This is a genomic window from Streptomyces sp. NPDC058619 (assembly GCF_042717785.1).
Taxonomy (GTDB): Bacteria; Actinomycetota; Actinomycetes; order Streptomycetales; family Streptomycetaceae; genus Streptomyces.
The window spans coordinates 14,539-38,260 of record NZ_JBHXQN010000058.1; the positions used below are offsets into that span (position 1 = coordinate 14,539).

Here is a 23,722-nt window from a genome sequence, read left to right on the forward strand (position 1 = left end):
TGCGGGCGCCGTTGGTGGTCAGGGAGTTCTCGACCTCGAGGCACTTGCCGCTGTAGGAGTTCCGGAGGGTGTAGTAGCCGTTGCCGGCGTCGACCGGGTACCACTTGGATCCGGCCTGTCCGTTGCAGGTCCACTGCTGGATGCGGGCGCCGTTGGTGGTCAGGGAGTTCTCGACCTCGAGGCACTTGCCGCTGTAGGAGTTCCGGAGGGTGTAGTAGCCGTTGCCGGCGTCGACCCAGTACCACTTGGATCCGGCCTGTCCGTTGCAGGTCCACTGCTGGATGCGGGCGCCGTTGGTGGTCACGGAGTTCTCTACCTCGAGGCACTTGCCGTTGAAGGTGTGGATCAGCCAGGCGCTCGCAGCGGCTGCGGATGTGCGCTGATCGGACATGGCCGGTCCGGGGCTGGGCAGGGGGGAGGGGCCGGAGGCGGATGCGGAGGTGACGCCGAGCGCCCAGGCGCTGGCTAAGGCGGCGGCGAGGGTGAGAAGGCGCTGGGTCATGCGCGTGTCCTTTCGGTGCCGGCCTTCGGGCCGGGGTGTGGGCGGAGTCGCAGAGAAGCCTGCAGTGTTGTCATGGATATTTCAATCCACTTGCACATGTCATCGGCATATGGCCCGAACTGCCCGGGCGGGGTTCGGCTCGCTTGGCTGCGTCTCAGCGGCCCGGCCCCGGCGAACCTATGCGCCGATGGCGTGCCCCTGTCCGCCAGCGAGGGCCGCGCCGAGATCGGTCAGCCCGCAGCCGTCGTCGTTGCGCAGCCGCAGAAGCCATACGGCCGGAGTGTCGTCGACCTCAGCGCTGCGTAAGCCCGTGCCGCGGCTTTTTTCGTTGGGGTGAACCCCGCATCCGGGCCCTGGCTCTGGGAGAGCATGGGAGCCATGACGGACCTGCGCCTCGACGCTCCCGAGCCCCCTGCCCTGCTCGTCATCCGGAACCAGGCGGGCCTGGCGGATGGGTTGTGGCAGGAGATCGCGCCGCTCCTCGCCGACGAGGGCATCACCGCCGACACCGATCCGACCGACCTGCTGAGGTTCCCCGGGATGCGGGATGCGGGATGCGGGATGCGGGATGCGGGAAGTGGTGACAGAGGGTCATATCGATCGTTCGGCGCGGCCCTGGTTGAGGTAGCGGACCAGGAGGTTCGCGCTGCCCGTGTAGCCAAACTCGCGGATTTCGTCGAGGAGATGGGTGACCGGGACGGACGGCTCTTCGGCCCGGCGCCGGCGTAAATGCTCGCGGTAGGGGTCGACAAGGGAGGGCCGGTAGACGGGGGGCGATGCGCAGGGCCTGGGGTTCGGGAATGCGGGCGTAGCGTTTGACGGTGTTCAGGGCCAGGCCCAGGCGGCGGGAGCAGTCGAGCAGGCCGACGCCCTGGCCGAGGAGGTCGTGGATCTTGTGCCAGCGTTCGCGGGTGGTCTGCTCGCGTACTCCGCCCGGGTGGGGCGGGTTGACGGTGGCCCAGCAGGGGGTGTGGGCGCGGACCTCGGCCTGGACTTTGTCGCACAGGTTGTGCCAGAGGTGCCATCGGTCGCTGACCTGGACCGCGTCGGGCAGGGCCCGGCGGATCGCCTCGGCGTAGGTGGCCGATCCGTCCCGGCACACGACCTCGATGCCGGGATGCCCGCGCAGCCAGGCTTCCAGGGTGGCGGCCTCGCGGTCGGGAAGCACCTCGACGCGCTCGCCGGTCTCGGCGTCGATGATGATCGTGGCGTAGCGGTGGCGGCGGCGCAGCGCGAAGTCGTCGACCCCGACGACCCGAGGGGTCCGCACCGCCGGCACGGGGATGCGTCGCAGTAGCCGCAGGGCGGTGGCGAACGAGACGGGCACGGCCAGCGAGCGGGTGAGCCGGGCGGCCGCCCGGCCGCATAACTCCTTGACCACCTGCGAGATCTGGCTGGTCAGAGCGCGTGGTGCGGCGCTGATGGCGCTCCAGCAGCCCGAAGACCTGCTCACGGAAGGTCTGGCGAGGGCAGCCAAGGGCCGGACACACCAGCCGCCGTATCCTCACCCGGACCACGACCTGGCGGCCATCGACCGGTACATCCCTCACCGTTCGACGGTGATATCCGTGCACCTTCCCGCTCGGCACCGCGCACAACGGACAAGACACTGGGACATCCCGGGTGCGGGCCGTGACCCGAACCACCTCGCCACCGTCCGTACATCATCGATGACCAGCGCCGATAACCCCGAAAACACCGTTCCCGCAGGCGTGTTGGCATCATGCATGCCTCGTGATCACAGGCGAGTACCCACCGTCACCACCGACCACGGAACGGAGCCGCTCGTTTGACAGACCCGAAAAGGCGGGCGCCCGGCTGGTGGTGTCCGGCCGGGCGCCCTTCTGCTCGGTGTGGTGGTGGCTGGTTAGCCGATGGTGAGGAAGGTGTTCCAGTTGTCTTCGTCGGCGCCTGATGCGGCGCCGGGCATGGTGGTGCGGGCGCCGGGGAAGAGGTACTGGTTTCCGTTGGTGCTGACGGCCCAGATGTCGGGGATTTGGTCGCCGTTGGCGTCGGGTGTGCCGAGGACCATGGGGAGTTCGGCTCTGCTCCACTTGGTGGTGGCGTAGGTGGTGTCCGCGCCGCCTTCGGAGTTGGCGGCGGTCTGGAGCGAGGTCAGGTCGGTGCCTCCGTTGGGGCCTGGCTTGCCCTTGCGGAGGACGAGGCCGCGGTTGTTGTTGGCGTCGTCGCGGTACAGCAGGTCGGGGACGTTGTCTCCGGAGATGTCCCGGACGCCGATGATGTCGCGGGGGGCCCAGTTGGTGGCCATCTTCTTGGAGGCGGTGAAGCTGGCTCCGGTGTATCCGGTGAGGGCCCATAGTGCGCCGGCGGTGTCGATGGCGAACATGTCGGCGAAGGTGTCGCCGTCGACGTCTTCGGCTGCGACGAGCTGCCGGAGAGTGGCGGGGTCGGGTGCGCCGGAGGGCAGGAGGATCTCTATGCGGGCTCCGGCGTCGAACTGGCCGGTGCCGGTGCCGGGGTAGACGTACAGCTTCCCGTCGGGCATGCGTGCGATGAGGTCGGTGAGGCCGTCGCCGGGGAACCAGTCGGTGGAGTGGGCGATGAGTGCTGACTTCCCCGTGGCCGCGTCCTTCCAGTAGCCGCTGGGGACGGGCTTGCCGTTCTCGACGGCGCCGGGGAGGTAGGCGTCGGTGTCGCCGTTGCCGTCGCCCGCGTAGGAGCGGAGGTTTCCGTCCTTGTCGATGCCGAGGATGTCGGGATGGCCGTCACCGGTGACGTCGCCGGGCTTGTCCAGACCGGCTCTCGGTTTGACGAGGAACAGGTGCTCGGCTTGGGGTGAGATGTTGCCGAACTTGCTGACGGTGCGGACGTACAGGACGTTGGGGCCTGCGGTGTCGACCTGGAGTTTGACCGAGGCGACGCCGTCGGCCGTGGGGACGGCCGTCTGGTTGAAGTGGGGCTTGTTCAGGCTCCACTGGTACTCGCGGATCTCCTCCGGCTTGGCGCCGTTGCTCACGAACTCAACGGTCTGGTCCTTCGTACTGGCCGGGTTGACGCTCCATACTGCATGGTCGGCGCCGGGTGCGGGGAAGTCGGTGGAGCGGACCGCTGGGGCGGGCGGGGCGGTGTGGTCGACGGTGAACGTGCACCATCCGCCGCCTCCGGAGTCGGCGGGGCCGCTGCCCGGGGACCACCATCCGTCCCTGTCCTTGGCACGGGACAGCCAGTGGTACTTCTTCCCCGATTCGAACGTGTCGTGGGAAATGGTGGTGGTGGTGACGACGCCGTCACTGTTGGGCTGGAGCCAGGATTCGTACTTTTTCGCGCCGGTGGCGGCATCCCAGATCTCGATCTGCACGGCTTCGAGGTTGGCGCTGCCGTCGCGGTCGGTGCCCTTGGACTGGAAGACGAGGTCTGTCTTGCCGATGCTGGTGCCGGCACCGCTGGTGAGGCACGGGCCACCGGGGAAGGTCTGCATGTTCGCGGCGACCGGCACGTCCGGCGGTGTGTTGTAGACGATCTCCAGGTACGGGGCGGTCTCGCCGTTGGCGAGGAGCTTCTTCCAGTAGTAGGAGTCGGACTCGTTGGGGGCCGCGAAGCCCAGCGAGAGCGCGCCCCAGCGGGCGTTCGCCGCCTCCGACACCAGTCCGTGGATGTCGGTCGCCAGCCAGTTGTCGGGGCACGAGCTGTTGTATCCGTAGCCGGCGTCTTCGGAGGCGACCTTTCTGCCCCACCAGCCCGTGGTGTTGTTCCACGTGTTCGACGAGCCGACGAACGGCGTCGAGTAGATGTCCATCTTCTTCCGGTCGCAGGACCACGAGTAGGTCTGCAGCGCCCTTACCTTGGCGGAAATGATTCCAGCGCCGTGGAGCTCGCCACCGAAGTAGAAGTTGAATATCGAACGGGATGTGCCGCCAGACGTGGACTCGTAACCGACACGGGCTTCATTGGTACCGCTGGCGTTGTAATTCTGCCCGTTGTAGAAGCTCGAGTTGCCCTGGGTCTTGTACAGCAGACTCCAGGAGTGCTTGTGCCCCTTGAAGGAGGGGTCGATAAAGACCGGATACACCGTTTCCGGAGCGTTGAGCCAGGAATTGTCCGGTGTAAGGGAAAGCGTGTTGTCGGCGAGAGCGGAAGCGGCCACCTTCATGCTTGCCCCCTCCGCTCCGGCCAGCCCAGCGAGGGCCAGGGTCGGGTGCGCGCCGGCGACCTCGGTGGGCTTCCAGGCGGGCGCGTCGTCGGTGGTGGCGACCTTGCCGCTGGAATCCCACATCAGGGGAGACGGTGCGCCGGCGACCTCCTCGCCCCGGTCGTCGTTGGCGCTGATCGCGCCGGACGGCGCGTTCAGGTGGAAAGTCAGGTCGGGCGAGGCGAGCCGGTAGTCGAGCCGGCTCAGGAGGGGGTCGGCTGCGGCCTGCTTGTCCTTGATGACCAGAAGGTGGGAGTAGCCGCCGTCCTGGGCCGTCATGACGAGGTCGATGCCGGGCCGGACGTTCTCGTAGAGGGCCCGGGGGCCGTCCAGGACCGGCTCGGGAAGGGGGCCGGGCCAGCTCACCACCATGTCGTGGCCACCGGTGTTCAGCCGGACCAGCTCGGTCCACGCCGTGGATGGCATGTCGCGCTGGAAGGCTGCGGGTGTCAGCGATACCCGGCTTGTGCCGCGGGAGGCGCGCTGCCCGCCGTCGGTCTGCTGCTTGGATCCGGCGCTGAAGACGACTGAGCCGTTGACCGCCTTGGCTGCGAACCCGCCCTCCACCCGCTCCAGATCCGTATCGATCGGCTTCCACGCGCCGCCGACCCGGGCGCGCGTCGCCGCAGAGGAGACCTGCTTCCTGAACAGGCCGTCGGGCTGGGCCCAGGTGGTGGTGTTCGCGCTGCGCTCGGCGGTGACCTCTACGTCTTTGCCGGCTTCACGAGCCAGCCGACGGGCCTCCGGTGCGGCTACGGGTGCGTCGGGGTCAGCGGTCCTGCCGTTCGTCTTCTCACTTCCGGTCAGGTGGATACCGGCCGGGACCGCGACGGCCAGGGCGAGGAGGGCGGCGAGACCGCCCGCGCTCCTGCGGCGCTTGAGCCACCGCCGTCCAGGTACGGCGACTTTCGTTTCCGCCGGAGCTGTTGGCGGACTGCCGTCCACGGGTTCACTGACAGCCATCGTTGTTCTTCTCCCCCCTCGGGCGCACGGTTCCGCAGCCCTCGGCACTCACAAATGATTCAGCCATCAACTTGATGGCGAAAGGTCCATTCCCCGCTCGCCTTTCACGCAAAGCGTGCGCGAGCCGAGCATGGACCATCGCACTGACATCATCGCCCCTGGCATTCACCATCCAGGTCGCCGTTAACGACCGTTTTGCATAATTTATCCCAGATATGCGGACAGTAAGGTGATTAAGGCCACATCGATTATCGGGGTATGGATTTTCTTCTTTGCCGGCCTCAGAATCAGGAGGATATCTGTCAGTTTCCTGCCTGCCGCGTGCCATCGCCGCGGCGGCAGATCGTGGGGGGTCCACATGTCGCCGTTCTCGGCGAATTTCCGCCTGCCCGGAAACAGAAAGGCGCGCCCTAAACGCGCGCGCCTCGCCGGGCAAGTCGGCATCACGCTGTCCGTGGTGCTGGTCGCATCTCTTCTTCCCGTTCAAGCCTGGGCCGCGCCACCGGGCGGCCGGTCCGGGATACAGCTCCCAGATCTCCAGAAGGACCTCAAGGCCAAACTCGACGAGGTCGCGGCTGCGAAACTCAAGGGCTGGGCCGGCACCGCGCCGCTCCCGCCCGGGGCGTACGAGCCCAAACAGAAGACGCCGCAGGAGGGCGCGGGCACCGTCAACCTGCAGCCGGCTGCAGGCGACGCCCTCGTCCCGGTCGGTTCCCTTCCCGTCAGCATCGGCAAGGCAAAGGGCTCCGACACCGCTCCGTCGGGCACTTGGTCGGTGTCCATGGAGGCGCGTGCCGCCACCGAAGATGCCGACATCGACGGCGCCCTCATCAAGATCACGCCGCCTGCCGGCGGGGCCACTCCCGTTGACGTCGCGTTGGACTACGCGAAGTTCAAGGACCTCTACGGCACGGAGTGGGCTACCCGCCTGAAGCTGAAGCAGCTACCTGTGTGCTTCCTTGAGAAGCCTCTCCGTGACGAATGCACCGTCTCAACCGACATTCCGAATACCGCTGACCCGTCCGGCAAGAAGATCCGGGCCACCGTTGATCCGGCTGCTTCGCAGGATCCCGGTATGCGCACGATGAGCGGAGCCGGGGGTGGCTCCTTCCTTCTTGCGGCGAGCGACGGAGGTGCGGGGGCGGGTGGCAGTTACAAGGCCACGTCGCTCTCCCCTTCGGGTACCTGGACGGCCGGCAGCAGCGGTGGAGGGTTCTCCTGGACCTACCCGCTGACCGTGCCGCCGGCGGCCGCGGGACCCACGCCCAGCATCGCGTTCTCGTACTCCTCCCAGGCTGTTGACGGCAAGACGTCGGCGACCAACGGCCAGGCCTCCTGGGTAGGCGACGGCTGGGATTACAACCCCGGCTTCATCGAGCGCCGCTACCGCTCCTGCGCCGCGGACGTGAAGGCGAACCCGAAGAAGCCCAACAACGACAACGCCAAGGACAAGAAGAAGGAAGACCTCTGCTGGGCGGGTGACAACCTCGCCCTGTCCCTCGGCGGCAACACCACCGAACTCGTCCACGACACCGCGAGCGGCAAGTGGATACCCACCTCTGACGACGGCTCCAAGGTCGAGCGGAAGACAGGCGGGGCTAACGGCGCCAAGGACGGCGAGTACTGGATCGTCACCACGCGCGACGGGATGCGCTACCACTACGGTCGCCACAATGTCGGCACCCACGGCGACGGCACCTCCCCGCAGACCGTCACCAACTCAGTCTTCTCCGTCCCCGTCTTCGGAAACCATCCTGACGACCCCTGCTACAAGCCCGCCTACGCCGACTCCTCCTGCAAGCAGGCCTGGCGCTGGAACCTCGACTACGTCGAGGACATCCACGGCAATGCCATGGTCATCGACTGGCACAGGGAGGAAAACCGCTACGCCAGGAACGAAAAGTACGGGGAGAAGGACAGCGACAAGGTCGGATACGTCCGCGGCGGGTATCCCCTTCGGATTCTCTACGGCCTCCGCGCCGACAACCTCGCCGGAGCACCTGCCGGGCGGGTTGATTTCGGAGTAGAGGAGCGCTGCTTCGAGGACCGCGACACCAAGTGCGGTGATGCGCAGTTCGGTTCCAAGAACGCCGGGGACAAGCGTGGCTGGTGGGACACTCCCACCACCCTGCACTGCAAGGCGGACGCGGCGAAATGCTACGTCTCATCACCGACGTTCTGGTCGCGCAAGCGCCTGGCCGCAGTCACCACCTATGGACAGCGCACCGAGGGCTCGACCGCCCTCTCCAAAGTCGACCAGTGGTCCCTGAAGCAGTCCCTGCCCGCGCATCGGACCGACACACACCCGCCGCTGTGGCTGGAGTCCATCACCCGCACCGGGTACGGTGCCAAGGACGGCGCCACCGGCGTGTCGATGCCGGCGGTCTCCTTCCTGGCCAATGCGATCGACATGCCCAACCGCGTCGCGAAGTCGGCCGACGAGGACGCACCGGACTTCGACCGGCTGCGTGTGGAGACGATCCGCACCGAAACCGGCGGCGAGATCTACATCGACTACTCCGCCCCCTGCCCGGTCGGAGCCACCCGGCCCAAGCCCGAAGAGAACACCACCCGCTGCTTCCCGTCCCGCTGGTCCGCGGACTCCGGGCTGGAGCCGGAGAAAGTTCCGGTCGAGTGGTTCAACAAGTACGTCGTCGAGAGCGTCGTCGAAAAGGACCGGGTCGCCCGCCAGCCCGACGTCACCACCACGTACACCTATGAGGGCGATGCCGCCTGGGCCAAGGACACCGACGAGTTCACCAAGTCGGATCTGCGCACCTACAACCAGTGGCGCGGCTACGTCAGCGTCCTGACCAAGCGCGGAGTCACCGCGAACGCGGGCAAGCCCGACTCCACCGAGCAGTCCCAGACCCGTACCCGCTACTTCCGCGGCATGTCCGGTGACGCAGGCCGCGCGAAGATCACCGTCAAGGACTCCACCGGAACAGAAGACCTCGGCGAGGACCTGCTTCAGCACCAGGGCCAGGCCGCCGAAACCATCACCTACTCCAAGACCGGAGGGAGCATCGTCTCCCGGGTTCTCACCGTGCCCTGGAGCGAGCGGACGGCGGTCCGTGCCCGGACCGACACCACGAACCTCGAGGCATTCCGACGGGGCACCTCGCGAACTGACGAGATCCAGAACGTCAGCGGCGGAAAGTCCCGCATGGTGCGCACCCGCACCACCTACGACAGCGACGACGCCACCGACAGCGTCAACTACGGTCTGCCTTTCGCCACTCAGATCGAGACCCTGACGCACGACGGCACCAAGTGGGTCGAGGTCGAGCAGGCCTGCGCCAAGCCTATCTATGTACACAACACCGACAAGAACCTGATCGGCCTTCCCCAGCAGAACCGGAAGACCGCCGGTGACTGCTCGAAGACCGCAACCGGCACGGTCCTCGCCGACGAGCGCATCTCCTACGACGCTCCCGCCGCGTTCGGCACCGCCCCGACGAGGGGCCTCCCCTACCAGGTCGACACACTCGACGCGGCAGGCACCGCCTGGGTGACCACAACGCGTACTGAGTACGACGCGCTCGGGCGTGCCGTCAAGACCTACGACGGCGCGGGCAACCCCTCGGCCTCTGCCTTCAGCCCGGAAACGGGGCCGCCGTTCAGCGTCACCTCCACCAACGCCCTCGGGCACACGGTGACGACCAAGCTCGATCCTGCCCGGGGCAGCGTGCTGGAGACGACCGACGCCAACGGCGGCAAGGCCACGACGGCCTACGACGAACTCGGCCGCCGTACCGAGGTCCGGACGGCTTCGCAGAAGGCCACCGACAAGGCCGCCTACACGTTCGAATACCAGATCTCCGAACTCAAAACGCCGGTCGTCATCTCCCGCGCGCTCAAGGACAACGGAACCTACAGCACCTCACTCACCATCTATGACGGCCTGCTGCGCCCCCGCCAGAGCCAGGCCGAGGCCCTGGGCGGCGGCCGGATCGTCACCGACACGCTCTACAGCGCGAACGGCACCGTCCGACAGACCAACAGCGGCTACCTCGCCGAAGGCACCCCGGACACCGGGATCTTCGTACCGAAGTCCATGACCGAAGTGCACAATTCAACCCAGACCGCCTACGACGGACTCGGCCGCGCACTGCGCACCACCACCCTCTTCGAGGGCGTTCCCATACAGTCCGCCACCACCCAGTACGGCGGTGACTGGACACTGGCACGGACGGGCATGTCCGCCAACGGATCAGCCCCGCTGCCGGGAAGCCGCGCGGTCAAGACCACCACCGACGTCCAGAACCGGACCTCGCTGGTGGAGCACTACACGTCCACCACGGTCGACGCGGACAAGGTCGAGGACCCCACCACGACGAAGACCAGGTACTCCTACGACGTCCGAGGAAACCTGGCCAAGGTCACCGACGCCGCCGGCAACAACTGGACCTACGCCTACGACGCCCGCGGCCGGATGACGTCCTCCGACGACCCCGACATGGGCCGCTCGACGTTCACCTACGACAACCTCGACCAGCAGGTCTCCACCACCAACTCCTTGAACCGTTCCCAGGTCACGAAGTACGACGCCCTCGGCCGCAAAACCGCACTGCATGCGGACACCGCCGACGGCGCCCTCATCTCGGCCTGGACCTACGACACCCTGCCCAAGGGCAAGGGCCTGCCCGTCGCCTCGACCCGCTACACCGGCGGTGCCAATGGCACCGCATACACCAGCGAGGTCACCGGCTACGACACCGAAGGCCGGCCCACCGGCTCCAAGATCACGATCCCGGACGTCGGCGCCACCAAGGGCCTGGCCGGAACCTACGCCTACAGCACCACCTACACCCCCACAGGCAAGGTCCAGTCCACCACCCTGCCCTCCACCCCGGGCGGGCTCGCCGCCGAAAAGCTGATCACCCGGTACAACGCCGACGGCCTGCCCCAGACCATGTCGGGTCTGGACTGGTACACCGCCGACACCATCTACAGCCCGTCCGGCCAGGTCCTGCGCACCGCAACCGGCAGTGCTCCGAACCGGATGTGGTCCAGCACCCTCTACAACCCGAACACGGGCCGCGTCACCGAAGCCTCCAGCCACCGCGAAACGCCCGACCCCCTCGTCTCGGCGCTGTCGTACACCTACGACGCAGTCGGCAACCCGACCTCGATCACCGACACCCAGCCCGGTGGCCGCGTGGAGCGCCAGTGCTTCACCCACGACACCATGGGCCAGCTCACCCAAGCCTGGACCGGCAAGACCGCGGCCTGCACCGCGCCCACCCTCGAGAACGTCGACGCCGGCCCAGACAACGACGGGTTCTGGCAGGAATACCAGTTCGACAAGATCGGCAACCGCACCAAGTTCATCAACCGCACCCTCACCAAGGGGCCTGACGGCAAGGTCGCGTACGCCACCGACGACGAAACCTCGTACACCTACGGCGTGACCGTCGCCGGCAACGGGACCCAGCCCCCGGTCACCACCCAGCCCCACGCACTGGCCAAGGCCGAGGAGACCACCCGTAAAGCAGGGACAGTAGTCAACTCCCTGTCCACCTACACCTACGACGCCACCGGAAACACCAAGACCCGCCGCATCGACGGCGACACCCAGACCCTCGGCTGGGACCGCCGCAACAAGCTGGTCAACGCCACCAGCCCCGGCATCGGCGGCGTAGCCATAACCGGTCTCGGCGGGAAATGCCTCGACGTCGAAGACGGCAAGAACACCGACGGGACCCCCGCACAACTCCTGTCGTGCAACGAGTCCAAAGCCCAGCAGTGGCGCATCACCGGCGACACCATCCAAGCCCTCGGCAAATGCCTCACCGCCCAGGACGCCCGGGCCCGGCTGGCAACCTGCAACGGCAGCGAAGAGCAGAAGTTCACCTACAACGCCACAGACAAGACCCTCTACAGCACGGCCGCCAAGGCCTGCGTCACCGTCCCCAACAACAACCCCGCCGAAGGCAACGACCTACACATCTTCACCTGCACCAGCGGCGCCGCCGCCCAGCAGTGGACCTTCAGCAACCTCACCAGCTACCTCTACGATGCCGGCGACAACCGCCTCATCCAGGAAACCGGCAGCGCACGCACCCTCTACCTCGGTGACACCGAGATCACCGTCAACAAGGCCGGCCAGCCCCTCGACGCCGTCCGCTACTACACCGGCCCCGGCGGCACCACCACAGTCCGCCACACCGACGGCAAGAAGGACAACCACAAGCTGTCCGTCCTGGTCACCGACCACCACAACACCGCAACCGCCAACGTCGAACAAGCCGAAAACCAGAAGATCACCCGCCGCAAATCCGACCCCTACGGCAACCCCCGCGGCGCACAGCCCGCCGACTGGCCCGGCAACCGCACCTTCCTCGGAACCGGCACAGACGACAACACCACCGGCCTCACCCACATAGGCGCCCGCGAGTACGACCCGATCACCGGCCGCTTCATCAGCGTCGACCCCATCATCGACATCACCGACCCGCTCCAGATGAACGGCTACACCTACGCAAGCGGCAACCCCATCACCGGATCCGACCCCAGCGGCCTGCGCAGCGAAGAATGCGGCACCCTCTACAGCTGCAACGGCAACACCACCATCACCGCCTCCAACTCCAGCCAAATCGACTACATGCCCTGGTCCCACCAGTACATGTACTACGAATCCCGCGTCGGCCGGAAAGCCGGCCAACAAGGCTGGAACCGCAGCACCATCAGCGAACAAATCTCCGCAAACTTCCAAAGAAGAGCACCCCGAGACCCCTACAAGGGATACAAACCACGCCAACTCTCCCTGAAAAACATGGCCGGTGGCATAGGGCAGAGCTTTGTTGAGGTTGCCGATTTCGCCCTCTTCGGTTCAGGAACCCTGACAAGGCCGGGGCCCTTCGCAACAGGGTACGGAGCCCTGATGCAACACCTCGGCGTAGACACGGACAGCGGTTCATACCTCTTCGGCCAAGTCGTAGCACCCATGCCGGGCGGATTGATAAAGGGTGGAATCAAGGCCGGCACCAAGGGACTCGCAAAACTCCTGACGAAGGTATTCGGGCGCTGCGACAGCTTTACCGCAGGAACTAAAGTTCTCCTGGCCGACGGCACCAGCAAACCCATCGAAGAATTGACCACAGGCGAGGAAGTCACCGCAACCAACCCTGAAACCGGGGAAACTGCAGCCAAGACGGTCACAGCCACAATCTTTACCGAGGACGACAAAAAATACGTCGACCTCGGCATCGAAACCAACAACGGCATCGCGACTATCACCACCACAGGCCACCACCCGTTCTGGTCCGAAACGGACCAGACCTGGGTGAACGCAGACGAGCTCAAGCCAGGTATGACCCTCCGCACGGATGAGGGACAGACAGCGGCCGTGGTACGGACCCGCACATACCAAGCTGTCAACGAGACCTACAACCTCACCGTCGCCGACCTCCACACGTACTATGTGCTGGCGGGGGCCACGCCAGTGCTCGTCCACAATTGCAATGAAGCAGCACAGGCTGCAGCCGGAAGTGGGCGCCCAGATGGGCAGACGGTCTTCGCAGGGCATGGAGGGTGGTCTCTCTCCAACGGCTGGACCCGAATTCCGGAGGGAACATCCCTTGCAACATACGGACCGAAGGGGCACACAATCAGCGATTTCACAGGCTTCCGCGCAGAAATCGGAGACACGTCACTGGTGCCTGTGAACCTGTATGGCCCGGGCTCAATAGTGCGCAACCTGCAGCTTTCCCCTCCTACGCCCAACCTTGCTATCCACCAGAAGTCGACTACTGTAACCTCGAAGACTGCATTGTCCGACTTGCTGCAACCAGGGATGGGTACGTGTCATTGGGCAGCCTGTCTCGGCTCTAAGGGGCAGTAGATTTGACGTACTACCAGGACCTGTCCAAATACACCTATTCCAGCTCTACGATCCCAGACTTGAACGTCGGCTGGCTGAGCCGCTGGCGTGGCTTTACTACAGGATCGGTCGACTCCGAGGTTATGGAAATTCTTGGTTCGCAGGTAAGGCTGCCGAGAAACCAAATGCGAGGGAGTCACCCCTGCTACTTCTGCTCGACTTTTCGAGTAAGGGGCGAATTGACTTCTGTCGAAATATCCGGAGTCGAGCACCACCTCGGCAGTGGAGAAATACATGCGGCCTCAAGATGCGGGAAAATTTTCTCGGCACCGAATCTCATATACCACTACATAGATCGCCATGACTACCGGCCACCTAGTGAGTTCCTTCAAGCTCTCATCGACGGAAAGGATGGGAGAGTTCACAGCTCGACCACCCGGCGCCTTCGTGAGACCGCTACAAATGCGCCGCGAATTGAGGACAGAGTTGATGCCGCGATCGATCTCATTCAACTGACGCCAGCCAGTTCGGTGGAGTGGCTAAAGGAAATAATTGAGTTTCCATCATGCCACCCATACTTCAAGATCCGAGTGCAAGCGGCACTACTGACCTTGTAGCGAGTTGCGGTCAACTCGGGCGATTCGAGCCCGCCCGAGTTGCTGCGGATCATCGGATCGTTGTTACTGAGAATTTTCAGTGTGGCCACCGATCGGGTGATGCCGGCGACGGAGTGCTGGTGGCAGAACGGAAGGGGCTCCTCAGCAGTTGAGGGAGGTATCTGACATCTCATCTCGCCCGCTGGGGAGCCCCGTTGGTTACGTATCCTGCCGCACTGGACCTGCCCCACGCACTGGTGGAGGCGGTCACGATGCTCATCGTCCTCCGAGAGGGTGACCGCCGGTGCAAGCTCCGCTCGTCCGGACGGGCGATGGTCGCGTTGGTGTATCTGCGCCATCACCTCACGCTGGCCCAGATCGCCGCGGGCTTTCGCATCAGCGTCGGCATCCAGGCCAGCAGGTCGATCGCCGCGAGGCTGAGTTCGAGCCAGGCCGCGTTGATCGCGAAGTGGCGGGAGGGGAAGCGGCCGAAGCCGGTGGTCTTGCCGCACCGGATGTGGTCCTCGACGGTGGCATGCCCGCGGTGACGGACCTCCAGGAACTGGGCGGAGCCACCACCGGAGTAGGGAGTGTCGGTGAGAAACACCTGGTGCCGCAGGCCCTCGTCCTGGTCGAACAGGGACAGCTGGGCCCCGGGGTGCGGCCGCTCGCGGCGCACGATGATGCGCGTGCCGGCCGGATAACCGGTCAGCTCGACCATCCCGGTCAGCTCGGCGACCTTAGCGCCGGCACGGAGCGAGCCGCCCTGGTCCAGGGCGGGATGCCAGAGACGGTCGGGCATGGCCCGGATCGCGTGGCGGACGGGCTCGGTGACCGCGTATCCGACTGAGAAGGAGGTGCGGATCCCGCGTTTCCGCACGTCTCGGACGTGGGTGAGGAAGGCCTTCGCGGATCCGGCGCTGTCGGTGCGGACAAGGATGTCAGTGCCGTGCCCGTGGGCGTCGGGGATCTGCGCGAGTGCCTGGTCGAGCACCGTGATGTGGTCGCTCGCGGTGTTGGCGCCGGCGTTTCCGGGCCGCAGCCGGCCGGACAATCCCTCTCCGGTGTTCGCGAGGAAGCACAGCAGCGGGTGGAATCCGAAGCTGCCCTTGTAGGTGGGTGCGGCCTGGTCCTTCTCGGAGTGGCAGGCGACCAGCGTGGCGTCGAGGTCCAGGACCAGCCCGGGCAGCATGCGTCCCGCGGCCCGGACTGCGGGTATGTCCTCACCTTGCTCGGCGGCTTGCAGCCAGGCGACTTCCCGGGCCTGGGCACGGGCCGAGCGCAGAGCGGTCAGTGTCCTCTCGTCGGTGTCGGCGAGCAGTCGCCAGGCCGTCGGTGTCGAGGCGACGGCGCCGAACACCTCGCCCTGGTACCGCAGTACTGCCAGGTCCGCGATGGCCTCGCCTCCGTTGGCGAGCATCACCGCCAGGTCGGTGGCGATCCGTCCCGGATCGTGTCCGGTCCCGCGCGGCCGAAGCGGCCTGAGAGCGGCGGAGTACGCGGCGGTCAGCCCGGTGGCATCAGCGAGATCCGCCAGCAACCGCGCCCCGGCATGCCCGACCACCCCCGAACCATCGGCGCTGACATGGACCTTGGGACGCAACCCGATAGCCTGCACGTAGAAAGTGCCCTCCGCTTGGACCGACAGAACCCCTCAGCAAGGTTCATCGTTCCAGGTCAGGAAGGCACTTTCGCGTTTCCGCCTCACCAGCTGCCGTACCCAACCGAAACGGCGAGGCTAGTACTGCAACGGTCTTTGGCGTGACTGGTGGCCAGGTTGGTCGTTGGTCTGTTTATGGGTGGGGTACTTGGTGATGTGAGGGCGTGGGCGGCGGGTCTGGGTGCGGTGCATGAGCGTTTCGTGCACCGGTTTGCCCGGTCGGAGCCACGTGAGTCGGCACTGGCGTATATGCGGGGGCTGATATCGCCGCTGGAGCGGAAGAACGGCTGGACGCTCGCGGAGGAAGCAGGGCATGGGGGCCCGGACCGCATGCACCGGCTGCTGAACCGGTGCGACTGGGACGCCGATGAAGTCCTCGACGACGTCCGCGACTACGTCGTCGAGCATCTCGGTGACCCGGAAGCGGTGCTGATCGTGGACGACACCGGGTTCCTGAAGAAGGGCGTCCGCTCGGCCGGAGTCCAGCGCCAATACTCGGGAACAGCAGGCCGCACGGAGAATTGCCAGGTCGGTGTCTTCCTCGCCTACGCCGGGGAACGGGGTCGGACGTTGATCGACCGCCGCTTGTATCTGCCCACGTCATGGACCGATGACCGGGAGCGCTGCCGGGCCGCGGGCATCGGTGAAGCAGTCGCCTTCGAGACGAAGGTGGTCATCGCCAAAGCCATGGTCCGCCGGGCGATCGCGGCGAGGATTCCGTTCCGGTGGGTGACCGCGGACGCCGCCTACGGCTTCTCCAAGGGCTGGCGAACCGAGCTCGAGCGGGCCGATGTCTTCCACGTCATGGCAACCACTCGCCACGACACCGTCGTCTCCCGCTGGGCCATGGACCACCCGGTTCACGACCTGTTCAACGGCCTTGCGAGGCAGAAGTGGAAGCGCCGTTCCTGCGGGATGGGTGCCCACGGCCCGCGCGTCTATGACTGGGCGAGAGTGGAGGTCCGGCCCTGGCACCGCGAGGACCGCCGACACTGGGTGATCGCCCGCCGAAGCGTGAGCACGGCGAGAAGACCGGCGAAAGCGGCGAACTCGCTGGTCAGCCTGCCTTTCCCGATACCTGCCTCGTTGTCCCAGACCAGCATCTTCGGGACGGCGCCCCAGGCGGTGAGTAGGCGCCAGTGGCCGTCGATCAGATCACCGGTCTGCCGGGAGGGAAGCATCCGGGCTGTGATCACCCGCGAGTAGCCGGAAACGATCACGAGTACCGGCGGCCGGCCCGACTGCCCATAGCCCAGTGGGATGTCGGCCGGCGGGAACCACAGGTCGCACTGGGCGAGCTCGCCGGGCTGGTAGACCGTCCGCGAGACCGGATCCACCGGCAGATAGGCCGGCCGCAGCTCGCGAACCCGCTCGCGCAGAACCGTCAGCCCACGCTCCCACCCGATCCTCTCCGCGATCACGGTGACCGGCATCGTCGGAGTCTGCTTCAACAGCTCACGGATCTCGGGCTCCACCACGTCCACCGCCGAACCCTTCGCGGCCCGCCGGTACTGCGGCGGCCGGTCCGAGGCCAGAGCCCGCAGCACGGTGGTCCTGGAAATCCCCAGCTGCCGGGCCACCGCCCGGGCCGACAGCCCCTCAGACCGGTGCAGCCGACGGATCTCAGCCCAGTCCTCCACGTGGATCACCCTCTCTTCCTCCTGACCCCAGAACCAGTGAAGTCAGAATGATCAAGAGATCGCGGAGTGGCTCACTTTTCATCCGCCGTACGTGGCCCTCGTTTCACCCGTTGCCGACAGAGGCACTTCCGGCATTGCTACGCCTACGAGGGGAGTTTCTGCTCCTGCGGAGGCCATTACAGCGGGGGCGAGGCAGGGCTTTGTCTGGAGTTGCCTCCTGCGGCCTTTAACCTCGCCGCACCCCACCGGGTACCGCGGGACGAGGCGCAGTAGGGGCGGAGCCGCCCGTACCGGCCGCGCGGCCGCTGCCTGGGCACGCGCTGCGCCCGGCCTGCGGCCACAACCCGTGCTAGCCGCGCGGGGGTTCAGGACCCGTGCCGGCTCCGGCCGTTTCGTGGGTACTGCACGGCGGGGGAGCGACCGGATTCGAACCGGCGTCCTTCCCTCTTGGCAAGAGGGCGCGTCTACCTCTGCGCTACAGCCCCCGCCGCGGTACGCGCACCCTATGCGCTCCCGTCAGGACCCGCGTAGCGGGTTTTCGAGCCTGCGTTCGCAGCTGTGCAACGGCCGCACCCGCACGGCCCAGGCTGCCGGCCCGACCCTGCGCCCCGGTCGGCTTGCCCTCTGTACGGATGGAGCTCATCCCCGCCCCAGCGCGTCACCGCTTGGCCCGCCCCGGCCAAGGGGTGAAATGGCGGCTGCCGGGAGCCGCCGTCGGACGGCTGCTCCCGGCAGCCCCGTGGCGCTGTCGACCGCGGGCGGGATCGGCAGCCGTCACACGTCGCCGGTACCGCCCCGGCCGGCAGCGCCCAGCCACCACGGGCCCGCCCGGGTTCCGGCCTCTGCCCGCGCCTCGTACGCGCCCGGAGGATTGGCAGGACATTGCGTCGCACGGGCCGCTCGTTGACGAGTACGTCCCGAACCGGGCGCCGTCCGGGCGGGGATAGCCTTGCAGCATGGTGGGAGATGACGGGGGAGAGAGCGAGACGGACTGCCGGGTTGTCTGGTGGGTCGAGTCCGGTTTCGGCGGCCAGTGGCGCTCGCTTTCAGGGACCTCTGACGAGCGGGATGAGGCCTTGGAGCGACTTGAGTGGTGCCGGGTGCACGCCCCGCCCGCGGTGTCCTATCGCCTCGTCCGCAGGACGACCCGGGTGACGACCGCGGTCGAGGACGTCTGAACCGCCCTCCACTCGATCCGGAAGGACCACGACCGCCAGGACCCCGCACTGGCGGGATGCAGGACCGTACGAGGCGCGGAGAGAACCGCTGTCGGATGCGGGGGCTAAGGTCGGCGGCGTACGACCATCAGCAGCAGGAGACCTCATGCCGTCAGGGCGCATACAGCAGGGCACCGTTCAGGCTCGGCCGACCGGACCGCGGCTGCTGGCGCCGATTCCCTTCGAGGTCGAGTCGGTCTTTCCGGAGCTGGCCGGTACGGCCCGCGAGGTCACCCTTCTCTACCCCCGGGCCGGGCAGCCGGGCCCGGGCGACAGCTCCATCGGCGGGCCCCTGCTGTGGCCGGCTGGCGAACCCTGGCCGATGTGCGCCGAACCGGACCACTACAAGCCGCTCGCCGTACCCGTCGGGCCCGATCCGGTCGCGATGGTCCCGGTGGTCCAGCTGTACGCACGAGACGTGCCCGACCTCGCCTTTCCCACCGGCACCGACCTGCTGCAGATCCTGTGGTGCCCGCTCGTGCACGAGGACGACAAGTACGCGGCCAACCCCCGCCTCCACTGGCGCAACACGGCGCTGACAGCCGCCGACGCCTCTGCCGACAAACCGCCCCTCCCGCACACCGCGGAGGAGGACTACCTGCCCCGGCCGTGCACGGTGTCCCCCACAGAAGCCGTGGAGTACCCGAACTGGGACCTGCCGGACGAACTCAGCGAGCAGCTCGGCGAACGCTTCGAGGCCCTGCAGAAGGAACGCGGCTTCGACTACTTCGAGGTGGCCACCACTCAGCAGAGCAAGGTCGGCGGCTATCCGAGCTGGACCCAGCCGCCGAACTGGCCCGACTGCGCGAACTGCGGCACGCGCATGGAGCACCTGCTCAGCGTCACCGCGACCGAGGCGGACATGGGCCGCTGGTTGCCCCTGGACGAGCGGGACCCCAACCAGGACCAGGCCACGACCCCGTCCTGGCGAGCCGAAGCGGACCCCGCAGCCCTCGACGCATTCGGACACCACATGGACCTGGGCGACCTCGGTGGCATGTACTTCTTCGTCTGCCGCACCTGCCCGGACACCCCCTACACCCATCGCTACGACTGCTGAACTCCGTGCCGTTAGGCCTGTGGCAGCATCCCGTTGTTTCTGTTTCTGACCGACATTCCGAGCCCTGTCGGGCTGGAAACGTTGCCGAGGCTCACCGGCATTCGTTCTCACGTCTCACCTACGCAGCCACCGAGACCAGCCCGGTGGCGAGCATCCACCCGCTGACCAGGGAACGCTGCCACGCCAGGAACCGGGCCCGTTTCCCCTTGCCGGCTCATGCCCGCTTCCGTGACACGAGCCATCCGCCCACGGCCACAGCGAGTCCCACCGCGACGGCTATGACGACCTGTTGGCTGGACAGCCGTACCTCTTGGCCTTCAGAGCCGGTGCTGACCCACATGGCCAGCACGAACAGGCACGCGGTTGCGGATGCCAGGCCCCAGGCGAAGACGCCCAGCGCCCGCACGGTGGTGATGGCGGTCTTGGCGGATATGAGGGCAGCACCGATGCCGAGGGCCTCGATCAAGAAGACCACCATGTACTGGCCAAGTGCGGCGCCGGGGGCGCTGAATCCGTTGGCGTTGCCATCAAGAGTGAAGTGGGTGGCGACGTTTCCCGTGAAGGAGCTCCTGAACAGGAGAAACGCGATTGCTGTAGCCACGGCTCCCACGATGAAGGGTGCTACCAGCGTGAGGGCGCGCTGAGTCGGGGCTAAGGGCGTCTTGCTATCGGCTGTCATCTGAGGTCTGTCCCTTTCATGTCGGGCACGCCCGAAACTTGCTTGGGTCGTAATAGAACAAGCTCAACTGTTGCATCGGCCACCTACCCGAGGTGACGCACCGAAGCTGCGGTGGCCCGGCGATCCGGTGAACCAGACGGGGACGGCGGCGAACGAGGAGCTGCGGCTCTGGCGCCCCCGGCAGCCGACTCTTGGTCGACGTTGCCGCCGACGGTCTCCTGGCTGTGGCAGGCGGGCTTGACGGCTTTGGTGACGTCACCGAAAGCCTCCCCCACCGCAGGTCACGGGCGTGCGGTGCTCGCCCGGTTGGCGCCGGGAGTGGCACCGGGGCGTCGGGTCTGGCGTCAGCGCTGCTGGCCGCTGGAGGAGCCGGACGTTTTGGCCCCGCCCGCGGCCGCCCCTCCGCTTCCCGCCCTTGTACCAGCCGGTATCTCCGATGTGCCCGGCCGGGACACGGGGTGCTCCGTGCGCGGCGGGTGACGGCTCGTCCGGGCGATGGCGAGGCGTCGGCAGGCGCGGGGCACAGGTGGGGGCACAGTCGGGGGATGGGTCCGGGCACAGGTGGGGGTAGGCGCAGCTGCGGGGCGGCTTGCATTTTGCCTGTTCAAACCCCGAATTGCAGCCGCTGGGGAGTCCGACTTATAGGTAGGAGGGGGGTGGAGCAGGTCGGGGGAGATGGCGGATGGGCGGGGGCAGGGGAGGGGGGAGCTCGTAAGTGTGGGCGGTTCGGGGTGGGGTGGATGTTGTGGGCGCTAGCGTGACGTGATGATCACGAATGCGGGAGGCGTTGTGCGAGTGTGGAGGTTGCGGGTGTTGGGGTGGCTGTCTGTCTGATGGCTGGGTGTGGCTCCTCGGACGGGAAGCCGGCTGCAGAGCCCTCGGTCGTCGGCTGCGCCGGTAGTCCGCTCGCGCGGGCACGCGAGCACGCGGGCGCCCTGGGCCCGGATTCGAGGGGCCGCCCGTGAGGACGGTGTACGCGAAACGTACGGTTCGGCTCGCGCAGGGCTCACGGACCTGGTTCGTCTCCGGGCCTTGTACCGGTCATGGCTTCCAGCGCGACGCTGACCAACCGCCCGTCTCTGGCGACTCCGCGCCGGGCCGGTTCGCGATGTACGAGGCGGCGTTGATCCGCCGGCAGCTCACCGATGCCGAATGGCGCGACCTGCTGAAGGTCCGGCCGGGCCTGGCGGCCGCCCTCGCGGCGCGTGAGGGGCACTGAGGAAGCCGGCGGGCGCCGCTCCCGCGACCTCGAGGCGTGGGCGGCCGGGTTCGCACAGGCGGCCGGAGGCGTGTCCGGGGCCTGGGCTGGTCGTTGGAGTGGCCGGGACGCACGCCGCCCCGGAGGCTCATCACCGGTTCCCCCTTGAGACCCGGGACGGTCCCCGCGGTCCTGACACCTGGCGCGCCTCCTCAATGCGTCGGGGAACGCCGTCACCGCCCGCCGTGGTGTCACTGCCAGGTGTCAGGACCGGTCGCCCACCCGCCCGCTGGAGGGCGGTTAGGGTCGGGTGCAGTCCGTGCCGATATGGCGTGCGCGGGTTAGGCCCGGTGCCCGCTTCGATCGGGGGCAGTACCGCCGGGCCGCCCCAAAATCCCGGCCCGTCCCGCCCTGTGCGCTGTGTGGCTCACAGCCTGATTTCCCCTGCTGGGCGGGCGCAAGGAGCTGCGGTCGCTGTCCGAGCTGCGCGAGGGATGGCGGGAGTCGGCGATCCGCAGGTTCGGCGCCGACACCATCGACCGACTCGCGGACCGGGCGCGGGCGGCAGCCGTAGCGGTGTGGGCGCGGGTGCGGCCGGTGGTCGACGTCGTGGCTGTGGTGTACGTGATGCGCGGCGCGTTCAAGCGCCACCACCTCCTCGCCGAAGCCCGCCGCCACCTCTCCTACGTCCTGCGCGGCCGACCCCACCACAGGGGCCTGGACGAACAGATCGTGCAGGTGGTCGTCGACGACTACACCCGGCCCGTCGGGCGGGGCCGGATGATGACCGCCGATCTGCGCGCCCTGTACCCGCGCGACACCGACGACCAGGCCGTGCTGCGCCCGCTGACCCGCAAGCGGACCGCTCCTCTCTACGAGCGGGCCCGCCTTGCCGCCGGAGCGCTGACCGCCCGGGTCCACGCCACGCGCCGCTCGGACCGCCTTGGCTCCCGTGCCCGCCCGCACACCGTCGCCGTACCCGACGCCTCGAGGTCTCACCCGCGTCCGTCGCGCACGGACAGGAAGGCCGGCCGCGCCCAAGAGCAGGGGACCGATGTCGCCGCGCTGGAGCAGACCCGCGCCACGATCGAGGCCGTCGCCAAGATGGCCGCCAAGCTCCAGGACGGTGTCCGGGAGCGCGCCGCCGCCCTTCGCCCCGCGCCGCAGCCCATCCCGTCGGCGTCCCCGTCGTCACACACCCAGCAGCCCGGCGTGCAGCAGATGCCGGGCCGGACACCCAGTGGAGGAGTCGCATGAGCACACCGGAGGAGAACCCGGAGATCCCGGGACTCGAGGACGCCCTCGCCCGAGCCCGGGCAGCCCACAAGGAGATGGCCGCCGCGCTCGACGGGGACCAAGAGCAAGAGCTCGACGAAGACCTGGGGTGGCAGCCGGTGTGGAAGCGGCCCCGGCAGCTGAAGTCGAAGGCGGCGGAGAAGGTGGAGCTGCGCAAGCAGCGGCGTCGGCTCCAGGACGCCGGGAAGCGCCGCCTCGCCGCCGGGCAGTCGCGCCGGCCCCGCTCCCGGCAGAGCCGGATCGGCAACGCCGCCGCACGCCGCGATGCCCGCGCCCTGTCCCGGGTGCGGCACTCCACCGCCTGGCTGTGGTGACGATGCCGGGCATCGTCCACCGAGTGGAGCCCACGATGTTCAGCATCCAGTGGACGATGCTCTGCATCCGATGCAGAGCATCGAGTGGAGTCCACCGGGTGGCCACCACCCGGTGGACTCCACTCCGGCGCGCACCGGCTGACGGTGGACTCCACTCCCGTGAGCACCACGATGTTCGGCACTCGCGCGCACGGCGATGTCTGGCATCCGATGTTCCGCACCGCACGTGAAGCGCACCTCCCGGATCGTGCGCACCGGCCGACCGCCTACCCCTTGACCAGGTCTGGGTGGCTGACCGGAGCCCCTTGACCAGGTTCGCTACCGGGGTGTTTCCCCTTGACGTGTGTCCTGAACATGAAAGGAAGTTGCGTGTAGGAGCGATTTCCAGAAGTGATGCTGTGCGAGAGATGAAGGTTTCGTGGCCCTTCGGAGCCCAGGGTCATTGCATGATCGAGATCTGTCCGGGTTCGTCAGGTGAGGCCGAGGGCCTGTAGGGGCCGGTGGTAGTCGCGGCCGGTATGGCGGACGGCGGCAGCGATGTTGGTCCGGCCGTCCTGGCGGAAGATGCCGATGGCGAGGTTGCGCAAGGAGGCCATGGCCCGGGGCAGGGTGCCGGTGCGGA

Annotated in this window: 8 protein-coding genes, 1 tRNA gene and 6 pseudogenes; 8 read left to right on the forward strand and 7 right to left on the reverse strand. The window is 67.3% G+C overall.

Annotated features, from left to right (window positions below):
• The 3 genes and pseudogenes from ACFWTC_RS32705 to ACFWTC_RS32715 all read right to left on the reverse strand — a co-directional run.
• Positions 1-391, reverse strand: a 391-nt coding sequence (locus ACFWTC_RS32705; protein WP_384074905.1) for an RICIN domain-containing protein, incomplete at its 3' end; no start/stop codon positions are given.
• A gap of 714 nt (positions 392-1,105) precedes the next feature.
• A pseudogene (locus tag ACFWTC_RS32710) lies at positions 1,106-2,201 on the reverse strand (ISL3 family transposase); the annotation flags it as partial.
• A gap of 168 nt (positions 2,202-2,369) precedes the next feature.
• Complete coding sequence (locus ACFWTC_RS32715) at positions 2,370-5,615, reverse strand: FG-GAP-like repeat-containing protein (RefSeq protein ID WP_384029643.1); 3,246 nt, start codon at positions 5,613-5,615, stop codon at positions 2,370-2,372.
• 358 nt (positions 5,616-5,973) lie between these two features.
• On the opposite strand from ACFWTC_RS32715, the gene ACFWTC_RS32720 reads away from it, so the two are divergent.
• Together ACFWTC_RS32720 and ACFWTC_RS32725 are read left to right on the forward strand one after the other, a co-directional pair.
• Positions 5,974-13,461, forward strand: a complete 7,488-nt coding sequence (locus ACFWTC_RS32720) for a polymorphic toxin-type HINT domain-containing protein (protein WP_384029641.1) — start codon at positions 5,974-5,976, stop codon at positions 13,459-13,461.
• A 790-nt stretch (positions 13,462-14,251) separates the two neighbouring features.
• A pseudogene (locus ACFWTC_RS32725) lies at positions 14,252-14,437 on the forward strand (transposase family protein); the annotation flags it as partial.
• Here the strand turns inward: ACFWTC_RS32725 and ACFWTC_RS32730 are convergent.
• Positions 14,431-15,684: pseudogene (locus ACFWTC_RS32730) on the reverse strand (IS1380 family transposase); the annotation flags it as partial. The pseudogenes ACFWTC_RS32725 and ACFWTC_RS32730 sit on opposite strands and share 7 nt — an antisense overlap.
• Before the next feature lie 147 nt (positions 15,685-15,831).
• On the opposite strand from ACFWTC_RS32730, the pseudogene ACFWTC_RS32735 reads away from it, so the two are divergent.
• Positions 15,832-16,716: pseudogene (locus ACFWTC_RS32735) on the forward strand (IS701 family transposase); the annotation flags it as partial.
• On the opposite strand, the pseudogene ACFWTC_RS32740 reads toward ACFWTC_RS32735, so the two are convergent.
• Positions 16,707-17,345: pseudogene (locus ACFWTC_RS32740) on the reverse strand (helix-turn-helix domain-containing protein); the annotation flags it as partial. The pseudogenes ACFWTC_RS32735 and ACFWTC_RS32740 overlap by 10 nt on opposite strands.
• 402 nt (positions 17,346-17,747) lie before the next feature.
• Positions 17,748-17,822 (reverse strand) — tRNA-Gly (locus ACFWTC_RS32745).
• 470 nt (positions 17,823-18,292) lie between these two features.
• On the opposite strand from ACFWTC_RS32745, the gene ACFWTC_RS32750 reads away from it, so the two are divergent.
• Positions 18,293-18,514: a hypothetical protein gene (locus ACFWTC_RS32750; RefSeq protein WP_384029639.1), complete on the forward strand. Its 222-nt coding sequence runs from the start codon at positions 18,293-18,295 to the stop codon at positions 18,512-18,514.
• Positions 18,515-18,659: 145 nt separating this feature from the next.
• Complete coding sequence (locus ACFWTC_RS32755; RefSeq protein ID WP_384029637.1) at positions 18,660-19,613, forward strand: hypothetical protein; 954 nt, start codon at positions 18,660-18,662, stop codon at positions 19,611-19,613.
• 214 nt (positions 19,614-19,827) lie between these two features.
• Here the strand turns inward: ACFWTC_RS32755 and ACFWTC_RS32760 are convergent, their stop codons facing one another.
• Entirely contained in the window at positions 19,828-20,214 is a 387-nt protein-coding gene (locus tag ACFWTC_RS32760) for a hypothetical protein (RefSeq protein WP_384029635.1), read from the reverse strand.
• A 1,039-nt stretch (positions 20,215-21,253) separates the two neighbouring features.
• Between ACFWTC_RS32760 and ACFWTC_RS32765 the strand changes: the two genes are divergently transcribed.
• The 3 genes and pseudogenes from ACFWTC_RS32765 to ACFWTC_RS32775 all read left to right on the forward strand — a co-directional run bounded on the left by ACFWTC_RS32765 (position 21,254) and on the right by ACFWTC_RS32775 (position 23,100).
• Positions 21,254-21,511 carry a hypothetical protein gene (locus ACFWTC_RS32765; protein ID WP_384029633.1) on the forward strand — a complete coding sequence of 86 codons (258 nt, stop codon included), beginning with the start codon at positions 21,254-21,256 and terminating at the stop codon, positions 21,509-21,511.
• A 435-nt stretch (positions 21,512-21,946) separates the two neighbouring features.
• Positions 21,947-22,747: pseudogene (locus tag ACFWTC_RS32770) on the forward strand (conjugal transfer protein TraA); the annotation flags it as partial.
• Positions 22,744-23,100, forward strand: a complete 357-nt coding sequence (locus ACFWTC_RS32775) for a hypothetical protein (RefSeq protein WP_384029631.1) — start codon at positions 22,744-22,746, stop codon at positions 23,098-23,100. The pseudogene ACFWTC_RS32770 and the gene ACFWTC_RS32775, both read left to right, overlap by 4 nt.
• Positions 23,101-23,722: the final 622 nt, after the last annotated feature.

Excerpts from the sequence above, each read along its gene's own strand:
- ACFWTC_RS32715 (WP_384029643.1), bottom strand. The coding sequence starts at position 5,615 with ATGGCTGTCAGTGAACCCGTGGACGGCAGTCCGCCAACAGCTCCGGCG.
- ACFWTC_RS32720 (WP_384029641.1), top strand. The coding sequence starts at position 5,974 with ATGTCGCCGTTCTCGGCGAATTTCCGCCTGCCCGGAAACAGAAAGGCG.
- ACFWTC_RS32750 (WP_384029639.1), top strand. The coding sequence starts at position 18,293 with ATGGTGGGAGATGACGGGGGAGAGAGCGAGACGGACTGCCGGGTTGTC.
- ACFWTC_RS32755 (WP_384029637.1), top strand. The coding sequence starts at position 18,660 with ATGCCGTCAGGGCGCATACAGCAGGGCACCGTTCAGGCTCGGCCGACC.
- ACFWTC_RS32775 (WP_384029631.1), top strand. The coding sequence starts at position 22,744 with ATGAGCACACCGGAGGAGAACCCGGAGATCCCGGGACTCGAGGACGCC.